The organism is Bacillus sp. DE0042 (assembly GCF_007680225.1).
GTDB classification, from domain to species: Bacteria; Bacillota; Bacilli; order Bacillales; family Bacillaceae_G; genus Bacillus_A; species Bacillus_A wiedmannii.
Genome location: NZ_VEJP01000002.1, coordinates 464,439 through 483,909, shown reverse-complemented (window position 1 = coordinate 483,909; position 19,471 = coordinate 464,439). Strand labels below are relative to the sequence as shown.

The 19,471-nt window shown below is 35.2% G+C and carries 19 protein-coding genes; 14 read left to right on the top strand and 5 right to left on the bottom strand.

What is annotated here, in order from left to right; translation table 11 throughout:
• The first annotated feature begins 256 nt into the window (after window positions 1-256).
• The 12 genes from FS802_RS12850 to FS802_RS12795 all read left to right on the top strand — a co-directional run bounded on the left by FS802_RS12850 (window position 257) and on the right by FS802_RS12795 (window position 13,330).
• A complete protein-coding gene (locus tag FS802_RS12850) occupies window positions 257-1,003 on the top strand; it encodes a DnaD domain-containing protein (RefSeq protein WP_000312120.1) in 747 nt (248 codons plus the stop codon).
• A gap of 72 nt (window positions 1,004-1,075) precedes the next feature.
• Window positions 1,076-3,466 (top strand): penicillin acylase family protein, encoded by a 2,391-nt coding sequence (locus tag FS802_RS12845; protein ID WP_144525069.1) that lies wholly within the window; start codon window positions 1,076-1,078, stop codon window positions 3,464-3,466.
• Window positions 3,467-3,643: 177 nt separating this feature from the next.
• Complete coding sequence (locus FS802_RS12840) at window positions 3,644-4,588, top strand: ATP-binding protein (RefSeq protein WP_000999215.1); 945 nt, start codon at window positions 3,644-3,646, stop codon at window positions 4,586-4,588.
• A 29-nt stretch (window positions 4,589-4,617) separates the two neighbouring features.
• Window positions 4,618-6,351 carry a tetratricopeptide repeat protein gene (locus tag FS802_RS12835; protein ID WP_144525067.1) on the top strand — a complete coding sequence of 578 codons (1,734 nt, stop codon included), beginning with the start codon at window positions 4,618-4,620 and terminating at the stop codon, window positions 6,349-6,351.
• Between the two features lies 1 nt (window position 6,352).
• Window positions 6,353-6,718: a hypothetical protein gene (locus FS802_RS12830; RefSeq protein WP_000025042.1), complete on the top strand. Its 366-nt coding sequence runs from the start codon at window positions 6,353-6,355 to the stop codon at window positions 6,716-6,718.
• An 84-nt stretch (window positions 6,719-6,802) separates the two neighbouring features.
• Window positions 6,803-7,576 carry a DUF6612 family protein gene (locus FS802_RS12825; protein WP_098653487.1) on the top strand — a complete coding sequence of 258 codons (774 nt, stop codon included), beginning with the start codon at window positions 6,803-6,805 and terminating at the stop codon, window positions 7,574-7,576.
• 205 nt (window positions 7,577-7,781) lie between these two features.
• Entirely contained in the window at window positions 7,782-8,849 is a 1,068-nt protein-coding gene (locus FS802_RS12820; protein ID WP_000739797.1) for a glycoside hydrolase family 113, read from the top strand.
• 89 nt (window positions 8,850-8,938) lie between these two features.
• Window positions 8,939-9,130 carry a DUF378 domain-containing protein gene (locus FS802_RS12815; protein ID WP_000670802.1) on the top strand — a complete coding sequence of 64 codons (192 nt, stop codon included), beginning with the start codon at window positions 8,939-8,941 and terminating at the stop codon, window positions 9,128-9,130.
• A gap of 211 nt (window positions 9,131-9,341) precedes the next feature.
• Window positions 9,342-10,424, top strand: coding sequence for a 3-phosphoserine/phosphohydroxythreonine transaminase (gene serC / locus FS802_RS12810; RefSeq protein ID WP_144525065.1), 1,083 nt, complete (start codon window positions 9,342-9,344; stop codon window positions 10,422-10,424).
• A gap of 12 nt (window positions 10,425-10,436) precedes the next feature.
• Window positions 10,437-11,609, top strand: coding sequence for a 3-phosphoglycerate dehydrogenase family protein (locus tag FS802_RS12805; protein WP_000490234.1), 1,173 nt, complete (start codon window positions 10,437-10,439; stop codon window positions 11,607-11,609).
• A 15-nt stretch (window positions 11,610-11,624) separates the two neighbouring features.
• Window positions 11,625-12,872 (top strand): DUF1015 domain-containing protein, encoded by a 1,248-nt coding sequence (locus FS802_RS12800; protein WP_098720281.1) that lies wholly within the window; start codon window positions 11,625-11,627, stop codon window positions 12,870-12,872.
• Between the two features lie 80 nt (window positions 12,873-12,952).
• Window positions 12,953-13,330 carry a hotdog family protein gene (locus FS802_RS12795; RefSeq protein ID WP_098653489.1) on the top strand — a complete coding sequence of 126 codons (378 nt, stop codon included), beginning with the start codon at window positions 12,953-12,955 and terminating at the stop codon, window positions 13,328-13,330.
• 186 nt (window positions 13,331-13,516) lie between these two features.
• Here FS802_RS12795 and FS802_RS12790 read toward each other — a convergent pair whose 3' ends face one another.
• The 5 genes from FS802_RS12790 to FS802_RS12770 form a co-directional block, all read right to left on the bottom strand.
• Complete coding sequence (locus tag FS802_RS12790) at window positions 13,517-13,912, bottom strand: DUF3224 domain-containing protein (RefSeq protein ID WP_000454081.1); 396 nt, start codon at window positions 13,910-13,912, stop codon at window positions 13,517-13,519.
• A 44-nt stretch (window positions 13,913-13,956) separates the two neighbouring features.
• Window positions 13,957-14,988: a S66 family peptidase gene (locus tag FS802_RS12785; protein WP_000905860.1), complete on the bottom strand. Its 1,032-nt coding sequence runs from the start codon at window positions 14,986-14,988 to the stop codon at window positions 13,957-13,959.
• Window positions 14,989-15,580: 592 nt separating this feature from the next.
• Entirely contained in the window at window positions 15,581-15,868 is a 288-nt protein-coding gene (locus FS802_RS12780) for a hypothetical protein (RefSeq protein WP_000750944.1), read from the bottom strand.
• Window positions 15,865-16,968, bottom strand: a complete 1,104-nt coding sequence (locus tag FS802_RS12775) for a tetratricopeptide repeat protein (protein WP_001027124.1) — start codon at window positions 16,966-16,968, stop codon at window positions 15,865-15,867. Before FS802_RS12775 ends, FS802_RS12780 begins: the two co-directional genes overlap by 4 nt.
• A gap of 295 nt (window positions 16,969-17,263) precedes the next feature.
• Complete coding sequence (locus FS802_RS12770; protein WP_144525063.1) at window positions 17,264-17,698, bottom strand: hypothetical protein; 435 nt, start codon at window positions 17,696-17,698, stop codon at window positions 17,264-17,266.
• A 467-nt stretch (window positions 17,699-18,165) separates the two neighbouring features.
• On the opposite strand from FS802_RS12770, the gene FS802_RS12765 reads away from it, so the two are divergent.
• Entirely contained in the window at window positions 18,166-18,807 is a 642-nt protein-coding gene (locus FS802_RS12765; RefSeq protein WP_144525061.1) for a hypothetical protein, read from the top strand.
• A gap of 179 nt (window positions 18,808-18,986) precedes the next feature.
• Window positions 18,987-19,256, top strand: coding sequence for a 2TM domain-containing protein (locus tag FS802_RS12760; RefSeq protein ID WP_048559934.1), 270 nt, complete (start codon window positions 18,987-18,989; stop codon window positions 19,254-19,256).
• Window positions 19,257-19,471 lie beyond the last annotated feature (215 nt).

The following is a 19,471-nucleotide window of genomic DNA, read 5'->3' as shown; positions in this document are numbered from 1 at the left end:
AACAGCTCCTTTTTATTTTAGCCCCTATGAAGCCCCTTCCAAGCCCCTTATAAGCACCTACCAAGTAATAAATCACTAAGAAAAGAAAAAACAAAACAAAAACAACTACAAGAACAAAAGGCGCGAAAAAATAAAACCGGCGTTGTAGTAGTTAAAAAAATTTGGAATTCAAATGCAAAAACAAAGCGCTCATTCCTATATGTATATTGAAGGGTTGAATTCTGTCTTTTTATGAATAAAAGGAGGAGGGAAACATATGGCGGTGTACCGTAATGTGCAGGTGAACTTTTGGCAAGATGAATTCATATTAGATTTAACGCCAGAGGAGCGTTATTTTTACATATATTTGTTAACTGGTACGAAAACGAAGCAATGTGGAATTTACGTATTACCGAAGCGTGTGGCAGAACTGGAAACAGGCTACAGTATGGAAACTGTTGAGAAGCTGTTAAATAGATTTGTTGAATACGGAAAGATTTTATACGATGCGGAAACGAAAGAGTTATACATACTAAATTGGCTACACTACAACCCTATTTTAAATACGAATGTAGAAAAGTGTGTGTTAAGGGAATTAAAGACTGTGAAAAATAAAGAGTTCATACATATGTTTTTACGTACATGTCTTGAAGAAGAATGGAAGATTCCATTGTTATTGCAGCATTTTGGTATGCCGGCAGAAGAGGATAATAGTAGTTTACAAGAAGTTGCTGAGGAGGAAGAGATAGAAGAGGATACTTCGCATGGTGAAGTTTATAAGTTTTACGAACAACATATAAGTAGTCTATCTCCCTATATCGTGAAGGAATTGAAAGAGTGGATACAAAAAGTTTCAGGAGAGACAGTAATAGAGGCGCTTAAAATTGCATTTGAATATAATAAGCGAACGCTCGCTTATGTGAAGGGAATTTTGAGGAATTGGTGTGAAAAAGGGAGAGTAGATTTCTTTGAAGGAAAGGAAGGCGTACATAAGGGAGATGTATGTAGTTTGTATGATCCATAGTCTGGGTTTTTCTACTTTTCTAAAAGGTTCTTCCTTAAATAGAAGCGAATAGTTTGAGAAAGGAGGGGTTATATGGAAGTTGTTATAAAGAAGAAGCGAACTAGAGGGAAGAGAATTTTTATTTGGTCTAGTAGTATCATCCTTTTGTTAGTTATTTGTACAGCGACTTTTTTGAACATATATACGCTTAGTTCTGTGCCAAAGATAGATGGGACGATAAAGCTAGAGGATTTACAACATGCTGTTCAGGTAAAGCGGGATAGTAAAGGGGTACCGCATATTAAAGCGGAAAATGCACATGATTTATATTTTTCGCAAGGGTATGTACAAGCGCAAGATCGTTTGTTTCAAATGGATTTAAGTAGAAGGCAAGCTTCTGGGATGTTGAGTGAAGTTGTAGGGGAAGCAGCTGTTGATCGAGATAAATTGTTTCGAACACTCGGTTTACGACGAGCAGCCGAAGCGTCTGTTAGTCAATATGATGGGGAATCGAAATATGCCCTGCAGTCATTTGCTGATGGGGTGAACGCTTTTATACGCGAGGCGAAAGAGGAAAAGAAATTGCCGGTTGAGTTTACTATATTAGGTTATGAGCCTACTGAATGGTCCATTGTTGATACGTTAACGATTGGAAAGTATATGGCGTTTGACTTAGGCGGACATTGGCACGGACAAGCATTTCGATATTGGGCACTGAAAAATTTACCGAAAGAGCAAGCAAATGAGCTATTTCCTACATATCCGAAAGATGCACCTAGATTGCTAGCTGAACTGAAAAATACAAATGTGGACGTAGCACAAAGTTTTGCAAAAACGATTATTCCGCCAGAGTTTAATGGTAGCAATAACTGGGTCATAAGCGGTGAGAAGAGTGCGTCTGGTAAGCCAATTTTAGCGGATGATCCTCATTTATCTCTTGCAACGCCTTCTATTTGGTATCAATCGAAACTTGAAATGAAAGATTTACATGTGAGTGGTGTTATTTTCGCTGGAGTACCGGGTGTTATATTAGGTCACAATGACAAAATAGCATGGGGCGTTACGAATACAGGTCCTGATGTACAAGATTTATATATTGAGAAGCGAAATCCTAATAATGAAAATGAATTTTTGTATAAGGATAAGTGGGAAAAAGCTACAGTTGTTGATGAATCTATTAAAGTAAAAGGCGGGAAAACAATTCCGTATAATGTGACGGTTACGAGGCATGGTCCAGTCATTTCAGAGTTTGCGGATAAAGGAAAAGCGAAAACGAAAACAGTATTCGCTTTGAAATGGACTGCTTTGGAGCCTTCTGCTGAATTAAAAGCTGTATTAAATATGAATAAAGCGAAAGATTGGAATGAGTTTGAAACGGCACTTCAAGATTTTCATACACCAACTCAAAACTTTGTATTTGCATCAAATGACGGCACAATTGCGTATAAAGCGAATGGAAATATACCAGTGCGTAAAAAAGGTGACGGGAGTTTGCCGGTGCCAGGGTGGACAGATGAATATGAATGGGAAGGGTATATCCCATATGATCAACTTCCAAAAGTAATAAATCCAAAACAAGGGTTTATTTCAACTGCAAATAATAAAATTGTGGATGATAATTATCCGTACCATATTAGTAATACGTGGGCGCAGCCATATAGACAAATGCGTATTCAAGAATTTTTACAAGAGAAAGAAAAGTATACGGTGAAAGATTTAGAAGAGTTACAGATGGATCAAAAAAATTTATACGGGAAAGAATTTGCTCCTATATTGTTAAAAGAATTAAATAAAGCATCTTTAAATGAAGTAGAGAAAGAAGGCGTAAAACAATTAACAAAGTGGAATTTTAACGATAGTAAAGATGAAGCAGCACCATTAATATTCCATTTGTTAATGAAAGAGATTTCGAATACGTTATTTTCAAAAGAAATACCGAAAGATGTGATGGAGTTATTTGAAGGAAAGTCACAAGTTGTTGATGAATTGATTCGAAAAGAAGCAGCAGGAGAAAAGAGCGCTTGGTTTACGAAGTACGGAGGCTTCACGAAAGTTGTGCATACATCGCACGAAAATGTAATGAAGAAATTGCAGAAGGAATATGGACCGAATGTTGCGGAGTGGAAGTGGGGCGATTACCATCAACTGGCGTTCACACATCCAATTTCAAAATCATCTAGTATGTTAGCACTACTTGCATTTAATCGTGAAAAACCAATTCCAATCGGCGGAAGCCAAGTTACCGTTCAAGCAGCGAGTTACGGAGAAAATGGTATTGTAAATCACGGAGCTTCTTGGCGATTCGTTATTGATACGAAAGATATGTCAAACGGTTATCATATCGTAGGGCCAGGACAATCGGGACATTTTAGAAGCGATTGGTACCATGATCAAATAGATGATTGGGTAAACGGAACGTATCATACGACTACATTGAATACGGATGGAATAGAAGGGAAAGTGTTAACTTTACAACCGAAATAATGTCCGAAGAGGCTCTTACTATAGGTAAGGGTCTCTTTTTTGTCGTGTGACAAAATTTGACAAAAAATTCTGTAGAACTTTGTTATAATTTTTTTTGGAATATTTTGTTTAAGGTTTTACAGCAATAGAGATACATGTATTCTAAATTAAAGGGTTTATAGGGGGATAAATACAAGAATGAACGACATGGAGAAATATCGAGAGAAAATTAAAGTGATTTCTTTTGATAGAGAAAAAAATCAAATGGTTGAAGTGGAAGAGAGTAAAATAACTTTTGATGATGTTGGCGGAATGGAAGATATTAAAAAGAAAATAAATATGGACTTTATTATGCCAATTAACAATCCAGAGTATTTTCAAGCTTTCGGTAAGAAAGTAGGAGGCAGTTTATTATTTTATGGGCCGCCTGGATGTGGAAAGACATTTTTAGCGCGAGCAGTTGCAGGTGAGATAAACGCTAATTTTATTCATTTAGAGTTGCAAGCAATACTATCAATGTGGTCAGGAGAAGCAGAGAAAAATTTACATGAAGTGTTCGAAGAGGCAAGAAAAACAAAGCCTTGTATTTTATTTATAGATGAGTTAGACGCATATGGCGGGAATAGACAGAAGATGGGTGCTCATCATCAAAGAACGTTAGTTAATCAATTGCTAGTGGAGATGGACGGAAGCAATTCTTTTAATGAAGGTGTTTATATAATTGGGGCAACAAATACACCATGGTATATTGATCCGGCGTTACGACGACCAGGCCGTTTTAATTCACTTGTTTTTGTGGCACCACCAAATAACGAGGAAAGATTGACAATACTAGAGTTGAAAACAAAGGATAAACCGAGAATGGAATTGCAGTTAGATTTTGTTTCGAAGTATGCAGAGCATTTTTCAGGGGCAGATTTAACATATTTAGTGGAAGACGCTATTAATGAAGCTATTCAGCGTTCATTTGAAACGGGACAGTTACAACCCTTATCCAATGAAGATTTATTAAAAGCAATGAAAAAAAGGCAACCGACAACTTTAGACTGGTTCTCAACCGCAAAAAATTATGCAACGTTTAGTGATGTAAATAAAGATTTTGACAAAGTATTAGAGTATATGGAAGAACACCAATTGAAATAAATGATATTAGATTGGAGGGAAAGGAATAGATGGAAGAGCAACTTAGAAGAATCTCGCACTTATTGAAGCTTGGTGATGTTGAGCTTGCAAAAGAAGAAGCGGAGTGGATGATTAAAGAAGATCCAGAAGATGCTACTGGTTATATTTGTTTAAGTCATGTGTACTACTTTGGATTTCGACAAATTGATGAAGCAAGTAAATATTTAGAAGAGGCACTAAAAATAGATCACTTAGATGAAAATGTTTTGTTAACAGCGTTAGATATTTTTTATGCGCAAGAAAATTTTGAGAGATTAAAAGAGATAGCAGAAATAGGGATAAAAAATTATCCGGAAGAAGGCGTATATTACTTTTATGTGGGTGAGGCAAAAGTACATATAGAATCGCTTAATAAAGGTATTACATACTATAACAAAGCGATAGAGTTAGAACCTGAAAATGATATGTATGTAGGAAGATATGCTTTTATTCTTTTAAGTTATTATCCAAAACGAATAGAAGAGGGTATAAAGGCGGAAAAACGTGCGTTAGAGCTGAATCCAGAAAATGTAACAAATCTAGTCTCTTTTGCAAATGTTGCAAAAGAAAAAGGTAATTTTAAAAAAGCAAGAATGCTAGCTGAAACTGCAATACGATTAGAGCCGAATCATGAAGGTGCCTACAAAATTTATAGAGATACAATCGGAACGAAAAATAAGTATTGTGCTTTTATGGCAAGTTTTACGTATACATTTTGGAATTCATTTTCTAAGTTTTGTAAAATATTTTCGTTTACAAGTAAGAAGAGTCTTAAATTATATTATATTTTAGTTGTTTTAAGCCTTTTAGGATGGATAATCCTCCCTGTATATTTAACAGGTTGGTATACTGGTTCCGTGTATATAGTTATTTTTATGATGTATATCATTTCATCTATTATAAAAGGACGGATTCATAAAGAAGTAGGATTAGGAACACGCTTTGATGCTGAATACAATGTGAAAAAAAATAAAATCATTCGAAATCGTGAAATTTCCAATATGGAAAGTACAGTTAAAAAAGGAGAAGCTACTACTATTCCAGCTGCGAAACTATCAAAAGAAGAACTGGAAGCACAGCTAGAGGGCTTTTGGAGTAAAGGAACTGTGTATGAGGGGCAGCAAGAGGTTGCTGCAGCAGTGAAAGAACCAGCTTTATCATCAGCTGAACATAAAAAGATTCAATCATATTCAGATATTGAATCACCAAAATATAATAAATGGTATATTTGTTTAATTGTCGTTTTATCGATCTCCTTTATATTTAAAGCTGGGAAATTGTATAACTTAAATAATACAAATGCGGTGAATACGACGCCACAAATGAGTCAAGAAACGAAGGATATTATTGTAGAGCAACAAGATAAAGCGCTCAAAGATAAAAAAGAATCGTTCGATAAGTTAGAAGTAGTAACTGTATTATACGTATTAAGAAAAGGTGATTGGAATGGAAGTACAATTGAGGGAGCTATAGAGAAAAGTTATGTACCGGTAATGTTAGAAAAAGTAGGACAACCAGCCGGGGAGAAGTTAAAAAAAGCAACTCCTATGAAAATATATAAAGAGGATACAAGAACGTATGTATTACTTCAAAATGGAGATAGCTCTTTTATAATTGAAATAACAGCAAGAAAGTTAACTCATATTTACGGTGAGAGCTGGAATAATGGGCAAGAAGAGATGCAAAAATATGAAGAGCTACTTGGGAAAATAGAGTCACAAGGCGTTGAAGCAGGGGGGATTTAGCATGAGTATTAAAGTAGTAAGGGCAACGGGAATGATGGGAGGAGCAGCAAGAGTGGCTGTAAAGGTAGATAATGAAGTAGTAATGAAACTTGAAAATAATGAAGAATATACGCTTCCTTTTGAGGGAGATGAAGTAAATATAAAAGTAAAACAATTCTTTTTTGGGAGTAAAGAAAAGAAAGTAAAGGATGGCGATATAGTAGAAATTAAGATAAATAGTATCGCCATTTTATTAATGATTGTGTCAATAATGGCTGTTGTATTTGGTTCTTCAATCGGTATAAATATAGTTGTTTTTGGTGTTATTGGAGCGTTAGTTACGTTAGTATATGGATTGAACAATTGGTTTAGTTTAGAAGTGAAATAAGTATTGTATCTGTTTTTATATTAATTCATTTAATTGACTATACACGAAGTGTAATTATTTCTAATATGGAATGGGGAGATCATTATGAAGAAAATAATTGTAGCATCTAGTTTGGCGTTAATAGTAGGTTTGACAACGGGGTGTAGTAGTGAGAAAACGAATGTTACGAAACCAGTCGCTGTACAAAAAGAAAATGAATTGGTAGCGAAAGATATTTTTAAAAAAGCAGGTGATAATTTTAAACAAGAGGATTTTCTCACTTTAACGTCTCTTATGTCAATGAAGGGGAACAGTCAATCAGAAGAGATTAAAATGAACATTCAAATGGAGCCGAAACGAAAGAATTCTAGAGCAGAAATGAAAATAAGTGGAACAGATATTGTAACGTACGAAGTAGATGGAAAAGTCGTTGCTCAAGTGAAAGACCCTGGTACAGGAGAGTTAATTACGATACCTAATGATCAATTTAATGTAAATGACGTAATGGTAAGTAAAAATTTACTTAATGAGTTAGATTTACCGGAAGTTTTGGCTAAGAAAATGAAAGCAAAGAAGGAGGGAGATACATATAAGCTTACACTTGACTTAAAGGGGAAAGAAGCAGTAGATACATTACAGAAAATTAATGGAGATATGAACAAATTAATGGAAGGATTTAATATGGATGCGTTAACTGTTGAATATATAATAACGAAAGATTATAAATTTGAAGAGATGCGTACAGCTATAAAACTGAGTGAACGTAATACAGATAAAAAATCTAGTGCGGATAAAGAAAAATTGGATACAGTTGTGAGCATAAAAATTGATTCATATGATAAATTTGATCCAATTAAGTTACCAGAAGGAAGTCAATAAATTCAATCATATAAGGGTAAAAAAGGAGCGGAAATACGCTCCTTTTTTATTTACCTTACTATTTTTAGGAGGTTAGTATGAATAAGGGTTGAATAAAGGATGAATAGCATTTTTATGGATGAAAATTCCCCCCCTTTTTTTATGGAATATATGTGAAACATTGTATAGAATAAGCAAGAATGCCAAAAATTATAGGAGGAAAGTTGTGAAGAAAAATAAGAGTTTAGTAAGTTTTTTAGGGGTGTTTATTATGTTGTTTTCTTTTTGTTTTCAAGGAAATGTACAGGCAGATGTGAATACTGTTCAATCAGGAAAGATAAAGTCAGGAAACGTAACGGTATGGGAAGTTGGAAATGTGGCGAAAGTGTTAGCGGATGTAGAGCGCTTAAATTTAAATACAGTAAATGTACCGATTCAGGTAGATATTCCGAACGTGACTTCTACGAACATGGTAATTAATCAAGAGCAAAAGCAACAGGCGATTATTTTAATTCAAGAATTATTAAAGCGTAATATTCAAGTTATTGTGGAACCGTTCCCATATATTCAGCAAGGAAATGTTGGGGAAACGGAATGGAATCCGAGTAATATTAATGATTTCTTCTGGAATTGGAAAACGGTTATTCTACAAGATATCTTTCATTCGATTACAAGTAAATACAATGTGTACGGGCTCAAGATTGCTTCTAATTTCGTTAATATGGAATATGCAGAAGGATATTGGAGCGATACGATTGATTTCGTCCGCCAGCAGTATAAAGGAAATATTTTGTATCAAATGAATTGGTGGTTAACAGCAAGCTTTGATCCATCTTATGAAGCGAAGTTTATAGAAAAAATAAATCGTCCATATTTAAAAAAGGTGGATATTGTTAGTATTGATAGTTGGTTTGAAGTTTCGGGAAAAAGAAATCCATCATACGAAGAAGTGAAGCAAAGTTTATTTGCCACAACAGTATATAATCGTGGACAAAATGTTGTGCAGCAATTGGAACAATTACATAAAGCAACAGGAAAGCCCGTTTATTTTGGTGGATTTAACGTTCCGGCGCGTGAGCTTGGATTACAAAATCCGTGGAATCCAGATGTTTCTAATGTGTTTTCAAAGGACGTACAATTAAACGGATGGCGCGCTTACCGAGAAGTATTAGAAACGAAACCGTATTTTAAAGGTTTTTCCATTTGGTTTATTGGCTCTCATAATAGTACGCATGCGTATCAAATACATAGTAAAGAAGCAGAGGCAGTTATTAACGGCTGGTACCGAAAATAATTTTTATTAAATAGGTAAGTTTTGAATTTTACCACATATATTTCTAGTGAAAGGCCTTTCACCATCTTATCACCTAGGGGGCAATCAGAATGAAATTTTTGTCTTACCTTACAGTAATTTTGGTGATTCTTGGCGGTTTGAATTGGTTATTTGTAGCGTTAGATTACAATGTAGTTGAGAAATGGTTTGGTTCTATGCCGGCGCTTGTGGACACTATTTATTGGCTCTTTGGTCTTTCTGCTATTTATCAAATTTTTGATCGGTTCTTTACGAACAATTAGCTATTATTCTATTACTACTAGAGTGTTAAGTACGATTATGTACTTAACACTCTTTTGTATGTTTATAAAAAATAGTTTGCACATGCAAGCGATTCCATTGCGTCTTACGCCGTAATAATAGAAAACAAATTGACCACGTATTATATTTCAGGTTATAATTCAGAAAGTTTAAAAATTAATAAAAATAAGAAATAGGGAGGTTATTAGGGTGATGGAGAGAGTATATAATTTTTCAGCTGGACCATCAATACTCCCTTTGCCAGTTTTAGAGAAAGTGCAAAAGGAGCTTGTAAATTATAACGGGACAGGCATGTCTATTATGGAAATGAGTCATCGATCTTCTTATTTTCAAAGTATTATAGATGAAGCGAGTAGCCTGATTCGTGAATTAATGAACATTCCTGATGAGTATGAAGTACTGTTTTTACAAGGCGGTGCGTCATTACAATTCTCTATAATACCGTTAAACTTAATGAATACGTATAAAAAAGCAGGGTACGTATTGACTGGCTCATGGTCTAAAAAGGCGATGCAAGAAGCTGAAAAAATAGGGGAAGTACAAGTGCTTGCTTCTTCTGAAAAAGAGAAGTTTACTACAATTCCTAAATTGGATGGTTTACCAAATGATGAAAAACTAGATTATGTACATATTACAACGAACAATACAATTGAGGGTACGAAATATGTGGATATTCCACATTTAGATAAAGTACCGCTCGTTGCGGATATGTCCTCAAATATTTTATCAGAACAATATGATGTTACGAAGTTTGGTCTTATATATGCGGGAGCGCAAAAGAATTTAGGGCCAGCGGGCTTAACGATTGCTATTATAAAAAGAGATTTAATTGGGGGAGCAGATCGCTCTTGTCCTACGATGTTAAACTATGAAACTTACAGCAAAAATAACTCCTTATATAATACACCGCCATCCTTTAGTATTTACGTAACGAAACTTGTACTAGAGTGGTTGAAAGAGCAAGGCGGGGTATCTGCGATTGAAGAACAGAATAGAATGAAATCTTCACTTCTTTACAATTTCTTAGATGAATCAAAATTGTTTACTTCACCAGTTGATCCTACGTATCGATCACTTATGAATATTCCGTTTACAACACCGTCAGAAGAGCTGAACAATGAGTTTTTACAAAAAACGAAAGAACGCGGCCTTGTTACGTTAAAAGGACATCGCTCAGTCGGTGGTATGCGTGCAAGTATTTACAATGCGATGCCAGTACACGGTGTACAGCAATTAGTAAATTATATGAAGGAATTTGAGCTTGAGAATAGATAGGGAGATGGGGATATGTTTCGTGTTCAAACGTTAAATCAAATTGCAGAAAAGGGTTTGCAAGTTCTTGACGGAGAGCGTTATGAAATAGGGGATAGAATGGACCACCCAGATGGTATTTTACTTCGCAGCTATTCTTTACACCAAGAAGAATTTTCAAAAGACTTAAAGGCGATTGCAAGAGCTGGTGCTGGTGTAAATAATATTCCTGTCGAGCGATGTACAGAAAAAGGGATTGTAGTATTTAATACACCAGGAGCTAATGCCAATGCAGTAAAGGAACTTATTATCGCCAGCCTTATTATGTCTTCACGTAACATTATTAACGGTGTAAGCTGGACGAAAAATTTAGAGGGTGAAGAAGTACCGCAGCTTGTTGAATCAGGAAAAAAACAATTCGTTGGATCAGAAATTGCAGGAAAACGTCTAGGTGTAATTGGCCTTGGCGCAATCGGTGCTTTAGTTGCGAACGATGCGTTAGCTTTAGGAATGGACGTTGTCGGATACGATCCTTACATTTCAGTTGAAACTGCATGGCGTCTTTCTACACATGTGCAAAGAGCATTTAGTTTAGATGAAATTTTCGCAACATGTGATTATATTACACTTCATATTCCTCTTACGAATCAAACGAAGGGAATTATTGGTGAACACGCTGTAGAGAAGATGAAAAAAGGTATGCGTTTATTCAATTTCTCTAGAGGAGAACTTGTAGATGAAAATGTTCTTCAAAAAGCGTTAGAAGAAGATGTTATTACGCATTACGTAACAGACTTCCCGAATGAAAATGTGATAAAGATGAAAAATGTAACAGCGACGCCTCACCTTGGTGCATCTACGTCTGAATCAGAAGAAAACTGTGCATTCATGGCAGCGCGCCAATTACGTGAATATTTAGAGACAGGAAATATTCGTAATTCAGTAAACTATCCAAACGTCGAACTCCCTTATATCGGAAAGAAACGTATTACAATCATGCATCAAAACGTTCCGAACATGGTAGGACAAATTACAGGATGTTTAGCAGAACATCATATTAATATTGCGGATATGATTAATCGTAGTAAACATTCTTGGGCGTATACAATGATTGATATTGATAACGGAATTGATGATATAATAAAAGAGAACATTGTGGAAAATATAAGCAAAATTACAGGTGTTGTAGCCGTTCGAATGATTGTGTAAAGGAGAGAGGAAAACTTGGCAAAAATCCGACCGTTTCGGGCCATTCGTCCAGTAGAAGAAAAAGCAGCGGAAGTTGCAGCTTTACCGTATGACGTATTAAATAGTAAAGAGGCAAGAGAGGTTGTAAAAGGGAATCCGTATTCTTTCTTACACGTTGATAAAGCAGAAATTGATTTAGACCCGGCACTTTCACCGTACGATGATCGTGTATATGAAAAAGCGGGTGAAAATTTAAATCGATTTATACGAGAAGAAGTATTCATACAAGATGAAGAGCCAGCACTGTACATTTATGAACTGACGATGCAAGGAAGAACGCAGTCAGGTCTTGTCGTTTGTACATCTATTGATGAGTATGAAGATGATACAATTAAAAAACATGAAAGAACGCGTCACGAAAAAGAATTAGATCGTATACGCCACGTAGATGTGTGTGATGCAAATACGGGGCCTATCTTTTTAACGTATCGTACAAAAGAAGATGTGAAACGTATCATTGCAAGCTGGAAAGAAGAGCATGCGCCAATCTATACATTTACAGCAGAAGATGGCGTGGAGCATGTTGCCTGGAAAATAGTTGATGAGGATGTAATTGCTACTTTAGTAAACGCATTTGAAGATATTTCTAATCTTTATATTGCAGATGGACATCACCGCTCTGCATCAGCTGCAAAAGTAGGGCTTATGCGAAGAGAACAATATCCGAATTACACAGGAGAAGAGGAGTTTAATTTCTTCTTATCTGTTTTATTCCCTCACGATGAATTATCCATTTGGGACTATAACCGAGTTGTAAAAGACTTAAATGGCTTATCAGAAGAACAGTTTTTAAAGCAAATTGCACAATACTTTTATGTAGAAGAAGCAGCTGTTTCTCCGTATAAACCAAATGAGCCGAAAACATTTGGTATGTACGTAAACGAGAAGTGGTATAAGCTTACAGTGAAAGAGGAAACGTTTGATGCGAATGATCTCGTTAAAGGTTTAGATGTATCTATTCTGCAAGATCATTTATTAAGCCAAGTACTTGAAATACATGATCCGCGATCTGATTCACGCATTGACTTTGTCGGAGGAATCCGCGGAGTAGAAGAACTAGAACGCCTTGTAAATAGCGGTGAATATAAAGCAGCGTTTTCATTATATCCGACATCAATGGAGGCTTTATTAGCAATCGCAGACGCCGGAGAAGTTATGCCGCCAAAATCAACGTGGTTTGAACCGAAACTTCGCAGTGGGTTGTTTGTTCATTCATTAAAATAAACTTCTTTAGAGTGAAAAACCGAAATGATTTTTAGTTTCGGTTTTTCTTATTTTAAAAGGGTTTTTGAGGAGGGGTATGGATGAAATTACAAGTAGGCGAAAAAATCACCTTTGAACGAACTTTTACAAAAGAAGATGTTGCGTTATTTACGGAAGTGTCTAAAGATGAAGGTGTTCATCATGTTACACCAGATGAGCAGGGGAGATTTGTTGTACAAGGGCTGTTAACATCAACGTTGCCTACAAAAATTGGCGGTGACTATAACGTACTAGCTCGCAAGATGGATTTTGAATTTTTACGTCCTGTGTTTAGCGGTGATACGATTCGCTGTGACGTAACCATTGAACAATTTGAGCCCGATGAAAAAAACCGCACAAAAATTATTGCGATGTTTACATGTAGGAATCAACTTGAAAAAGAAGTTATGAAGGGGAGTTTTTCGGGGATTATTCTTTAATTGATAGGAAAAGTAATGAGTAAGTGGGGCCCTCAGGCTTAGAGTTTTAATTCCCCCCATAACGAAAAATTTATGTATTATACTCTTTTCTTAACTATTAGAAAATAGTTGGATAAGCTCGTCAATAAAAAGGACATTTCTAGTATTGCAAGAAATGTCCTCTTCACTATATTATAGGGTATTTTGTTAAAATTCAAACTTTAAAATTAGTTTACTGGTTTGACCTGTAAACTGATAATTATAGGAACCTCGCAGATTTTCTAAGTTACCGGTAGCTTTAATAATTGTTCCTGGGGAATCTAAATTTCCTTTATCAAATATTCCTTGCTCTATAGCTGTAAATGTTCCTTGTTGCCCCTTGTAAATTCCTTCAAAGTGTAAAAATCCAGAAATTTTAGCAGTAGCCAAGTGACCATCATTTATATTTGAGTCTAAATAATATAATAAGTATTCAACAAAAGCTTTTCCTTTTAACTCACCATCAATATCATATTCAACATGAGCAATATTAATAGGGAAATCTTTTCTAGTATCATCAATTAGTTTTTCATCCCATTTACTTACTGTAAATGTTACTTCCATACACGTAATCTCCCTCCAATTAGATACTTATTTAAAGTTTTCCTTTATTCCACGCCACTCTCTAAAATAGAGAAAGACCCATTTTCACAATCAATTTCTGCCATCGCACCGTAAGGTAAAATAAACTTCGGCTCGGTATGGCCAAAATTTAAATTATAAAGAATCGGTAAATCTTCTAAATGATGTTCTTTCATTACTTGCAGTATTTCGTGTTTATATTCTTCATAATACATTTCGTCTTTCGGTTTACCGAAGATGATACCTTTTGCTTTTTGCAGAATGCCTTGCGCTGCATAATTTCGTAACCAATACTTTATATAACTTGGTTCTGGATGATCTTCAGAAGTTTCAAAGAAGAGAATGCTATCCTCCCAATGTTTTTTCTCAGGCCAAATCTCCGTTCCTTTTGCAAATTCTAATACTTCTATACATCCACCAATTAAACGCCCTTGTACAGTGGTAGAGCCTTGAAGTAGTTCATATCCATTGTTTTGTTGCATCGTACGACTTGTATCTTTATTTACCTCTATCCATTCTAAATGCTCACTCGTCCATTCATGAGCTGGTTGAATCTCGCCAATCGTTTCATTGGAAAAGAGAGTTCGATTTACCATTTCAACTGTATATCGATCCATCTCTACATTTTCGGCAAAGTCGGTCAAAATTGCTGGACCGTATAAAGAGGAAAGACCTGCTTTATGGCAAAATAAATGTGAAATAGTAACGTCAGAGTATCCCATAAAAATTTTCGGGTTTTCTCGTATTACATTAAAATCTATATAAGGAAGTAAGCGAATGCTATCTTCACCGCCAATATTCGCAATAATTGCTTTCACGCGCGTATCCTTAAAAGCTGTCATTAAATCTTCCGCACGAGCCTGTGGATTGTTATAAATGAATTCGCTACCTTTTAAACTATTTGGCATTGGGATAACCGTAAGACCGAAAACTTCTTCTAATCTTTTTACTCCTTGTTCATATCGCCATCTTATTTCAGAATCACCTGCGCCTCCCCATGAAGGACTTACTGTTGCTACGATATCTCCTGCTTGTAACCTCTTTGGTTTTATTAACATGTTAACACCGCTCCTACATAATGTAATGGACTACGATTATACAAACTGTATCATTGAAAAAAACATGATGCATGACATTAGTTTCTTCATCATCAATCCGTTTACCTGCTGATATGCAAGAATTTAGCAGTAGTGTTGAATATAGGAATAATCGATTTATATTTAAAAATCACAGTATGCATCATTGCATGAGAAGGATGGTTGCTATTTTTCACTAATTGTAACTATATTGGTTGCAGGTTGGTCGTAACCAATCAAAAAATATAATCATCATGAATGGAGAGGTTACAGCTTTTCCTGAATAAGAAAGCTATCGCCTTTAGGCACTTGGGATGAAAGTGAGATTGGATACGGAGTGTCACTAAAAATCGCAACGTTCGTAGTACTTTAAGTGTCTGAGGTATAGGTAGTTTCTTCGGTTTTTTTTGTTGGGATTTTTAGGGGAGTATTCTTTAATTCTTAGATAGAGAGGTAAAATAAAAATACACCTAATTATTAGGTGTATTTTTTAGACTTGAAAACCACATAACATCGAATAGTTTTCTTGTAAACATATAGGAACGTAATCTAAATTGTTTTTAATTTTGTTAACTTACCAACCTGTACCATGCTCAGAATTAGCAGGAGCGCCGCCAGTATTGCCATGAGATTCAACTTTTGGAGCAGGGAAATGTGCATGCCCTTCTTGTTTAGGAGCCCCACCAGTGTCACCGATGTTTAATGCAGGAGCGCCGCCAGTATGGCCCTCAGAAAAAGAAGGAGCTGGTGGAGACGGGAAGTGAGTATGTCCAGCTTGATTTGTGAAACCTGCGTTTAAGCCAAATGCAGCAATACCCGTAAATGCAATACCTAAAGCGATTTTACCAATTGTTTTTTTCATTTCTTTAACCCTCTTTCATTTGATTTTTTTGCTATTGTACTATTAAAGAAGTATAAACTTGCTTTTTCATGTTGTTGTTTGTTATAAAACGCAAGAGCTAGTTTTTCAAGATACTCAGAAACATAGATATATAAAGATTCTTTATTGAAGTATTCAATTCCTTCTAAAACAATCGGTTCAATTTTGTCTAATTCAGTTTGATTCGTGAAAGCTTCTAATATAGCAAAGTGATGTTTGTGCTCTTCATTACCAAGTTCAGAAATAAGTTGTTTCCCTATTTTAATGTAGTGGTTTGCTTTGTCGATAAGTCCTAATTTTTCATGTTCTTGTGCAAGTAAGAATATAGCTTTGTAGTGAGATGGGATTTTTTCAACAACTTGTGTCAAGTGACGAATCGCTTCTTCAGAAAGATTCTGGCTAGCATATAGATGACCTAGATTACCGCGCACATACAGTTGTAATGATTCTTCATTTAATTTTTGGAGAATATCTAACGCTTTGTTATAGCTTTCCTCAGCTTGTTCAAAATGTCCTACGTCTACATAAGAAGCACCAAGTACACTTAAACAGGATGAAATATTTCTTTCACATCCGTGTTGCGTTTCAAAAAATTCTAATGCTTTAGAAGCATTTACAATCGCAAAACTTGGTTGTTGTTGGTGACAATGATAAGCAGCGTATCGGTAATAGAAATCAGCTTGTTCAATTTGACTGTGTCCGGATAAAAGTGCTTGTGCTTTTAAGAAATATTCTTCTGCTTCTTGATAATGATTAATTGCTGCAAAATGAATCGCTTTATAATAATGATATAGATAAGATAAATGTTTATCTTCTGGTTTTTCTTGGTCTTCTATGAATTGAAAACTATCTTTCGTGATTGATAGTCCATCTGTCAGAGCTGTATGTCGGAACTGGAGTAATGCGTAATATAAGTGATAAAGTGGAATTGTTTCTGTTTCTTTCAAAAGCATTTCTTCATGTCCTTTTTTAGCTTCTTGAAACTGAATTTGTGCTTCCTTAACGTTTTGCGTTAAGATTGCATGGTACCAAGCTTCTAAATGTTTTGTTGTATATGTATGTCCCTTTAATGAAATGTTCATATTAGCCCCCTTGTATATTTTTCTATATAATTGTAACTATAATGGTAACACAATAAAAAGTAATTATATGGAATTTTTTCTTGATAAATAATATTCTGAATTTTTAAACTTGTCAATCTATGTGTTTTTATAGTGTTGTCCATGTTTTTTGGGGGAAAGGGATCACAATTGACTATAGAATCTTAATAAAATGATGTCACATGCACAGTACTAAAATAAAAGTTGAGAAAGTATGCATGAGGTCTGAATAGGATGAAAAGATAACCCCCCTAGTTATATAGCTAGGGGGGGTGTGTTAAATAGTTTCACCGTGAGCTTCTAGTTTTGGAGCAGGGAAATGTTCGTGCCCCTCAAGTTTCGGAGTAGGAGTATCGCCAATATTGAAAGCAGGAGCCCAAGTATCCGCATGTGAATCTAATTTCGAGCTTAAATCAGCATGTGTCTCTTGTTTCGGAGCCCAAGTATCCCCTTTATTATATGATGAAATAGGAGGTCTTCCATGATCATAAGCAGGAGCCCATGAATCTCCATGTGAATCTAATTTAGGAGTAGGAAGATCCCCATGTCCCTCTAATTTCGGGGCAGGAAGATCAGCATGGCTCTCTTGTTTCGGAGCAGGAGTATCCCCATGTGCAGCCTTTACAACGCCGCCATCCCCAATATTTACACCAAAAAGACCAAAGCTGAATACCGATAAACCTACAACAGCTGTACTAATTTTTCTTTTCAATCTATATCTCTCCTTTTGCTATGGTTTTCCATTTTGTCTAAACGTGGTAGATAAAATGAAATAAATCGTAAAAAATTACCAATTATATTACGATATACGAATAATTCTGTGTAATATTTTGTAAAACCTCCTTGAAATTTGAATTTTATGAAAATAAAATTCGACATGGTTCATTTTTCAATTCGTTGAATAGATTTTGATTGAGTTTTTATAAAGCTATTCGCTAACTTTAGGACCGAAAGTGGCTCTTAATTTCTTTATACCGTGCCCATAAGGTTATTTTAGCTTTGAATTAAATTAACTATTATAATTCGAGAATTTAGTCCTCTTGCTGCATATTTAAAAGTTACAGTATGCAACATTGCATAAGAAAGATGGTTGCTATTTTCTACAACGTGTAACTATAATGATTACAGGTTGGTCGTATCCAATCAAAAATACAATCATCATGAATGGAGAGGTTACATATGGGTATGAAAAAATTAATTTTAGCAGGTGCTTTAGGGATCGCAGCATTATCAGGAACGAATTTACCAGGATTAGAACTATCAAAAGCGAGTGCAGCTTCTATTGAATCGAATTTCTCGACGTTAGAAGGACGAGTAGTAGAAGTAGATAACGGTGTAATTGTCGTAAAATCTAAGCAATATGAGGAGCCTGTAAGTGTGTATATAGATACCCTTTCAAATGTGAAAGTAGGGGATGAGGTTAAAGCTACTGGATCTATGATGCGTAATTTTACTGAATATATGATTGCAAATACAGTTGAAAATACGTCAAATAAATTAGGTATGCACATGAAAGAAGATGGTTCTCCTGACTATGTAATTGGGGAAGTATCAAAAGTCGGAACGAGGGAAGAGGAAGGAGAAGGTTCTACTAAATATGTCGTAGTTGAGTATCCATCACTAAACGGGAAAAAAGATATTATTGATGTTTTCTTAACGAAGGGACAAGTATTTCATACAGGTGAGAAAGTAAAAATTGATATGAAGCATGTAGGATGGGGCGGAAGTTCTATTAACTGGAACACAACGGACAACATTGAAAAGGTTCATGAGGTAAAGAGCAACGCTGAAAATAATGATGATGTTTGGATTTGGTCTTAATTAGACTCTTGTAAATAACAAATGTATCATGCAGTACCCATCGAATGATCATATGTATGACAATTCGATGGGTACTTTTTTGTTTTATGTTTTTTTGAGAATAAGGGATTTTCGATTAGAATATGATGTTTAGATCGGAGCGAGTTTAAAAAATAAAATATTGAAAGAGGTGTTTAAGGGTGGAGCGAGATGAGGTTTATTTACGAGCTAAAAAAAGGGTAGAGAATTTACAAGCGTTTTATATTCATTTAACAGTCTATATACTAGTGAACTTAATGCTTTTTATTATAAATATAAGCTCTGATTCAAGTAAATTATGGTTTTTATATCCACTTGCAGGTTGGGGGATCGGTATCGTTATACACGGTTTGACAACTTTTCCAGTTGGGATATTCGGAAAAGAGTGGGAAGAACGAAAGATTAAAGAATATATGGAGAAAGATAAGTAAATTTATTTCTGGAATGTATGAATATAAATCTCTGGGATCAAATGTTTGATGCGAAGTCTATTCTATAGCTTCGCCTATTTGTTTTGTATTCGAAGTTTGTGCGAGTGAGTGTTCATATTCATTTTTTAGCATCAACTGCATGTGAAATCAAAACTTTACTTGTAGTACATAATAAATACAGTTGTTTTACTTTTTAAATTACATGTGGATATAGG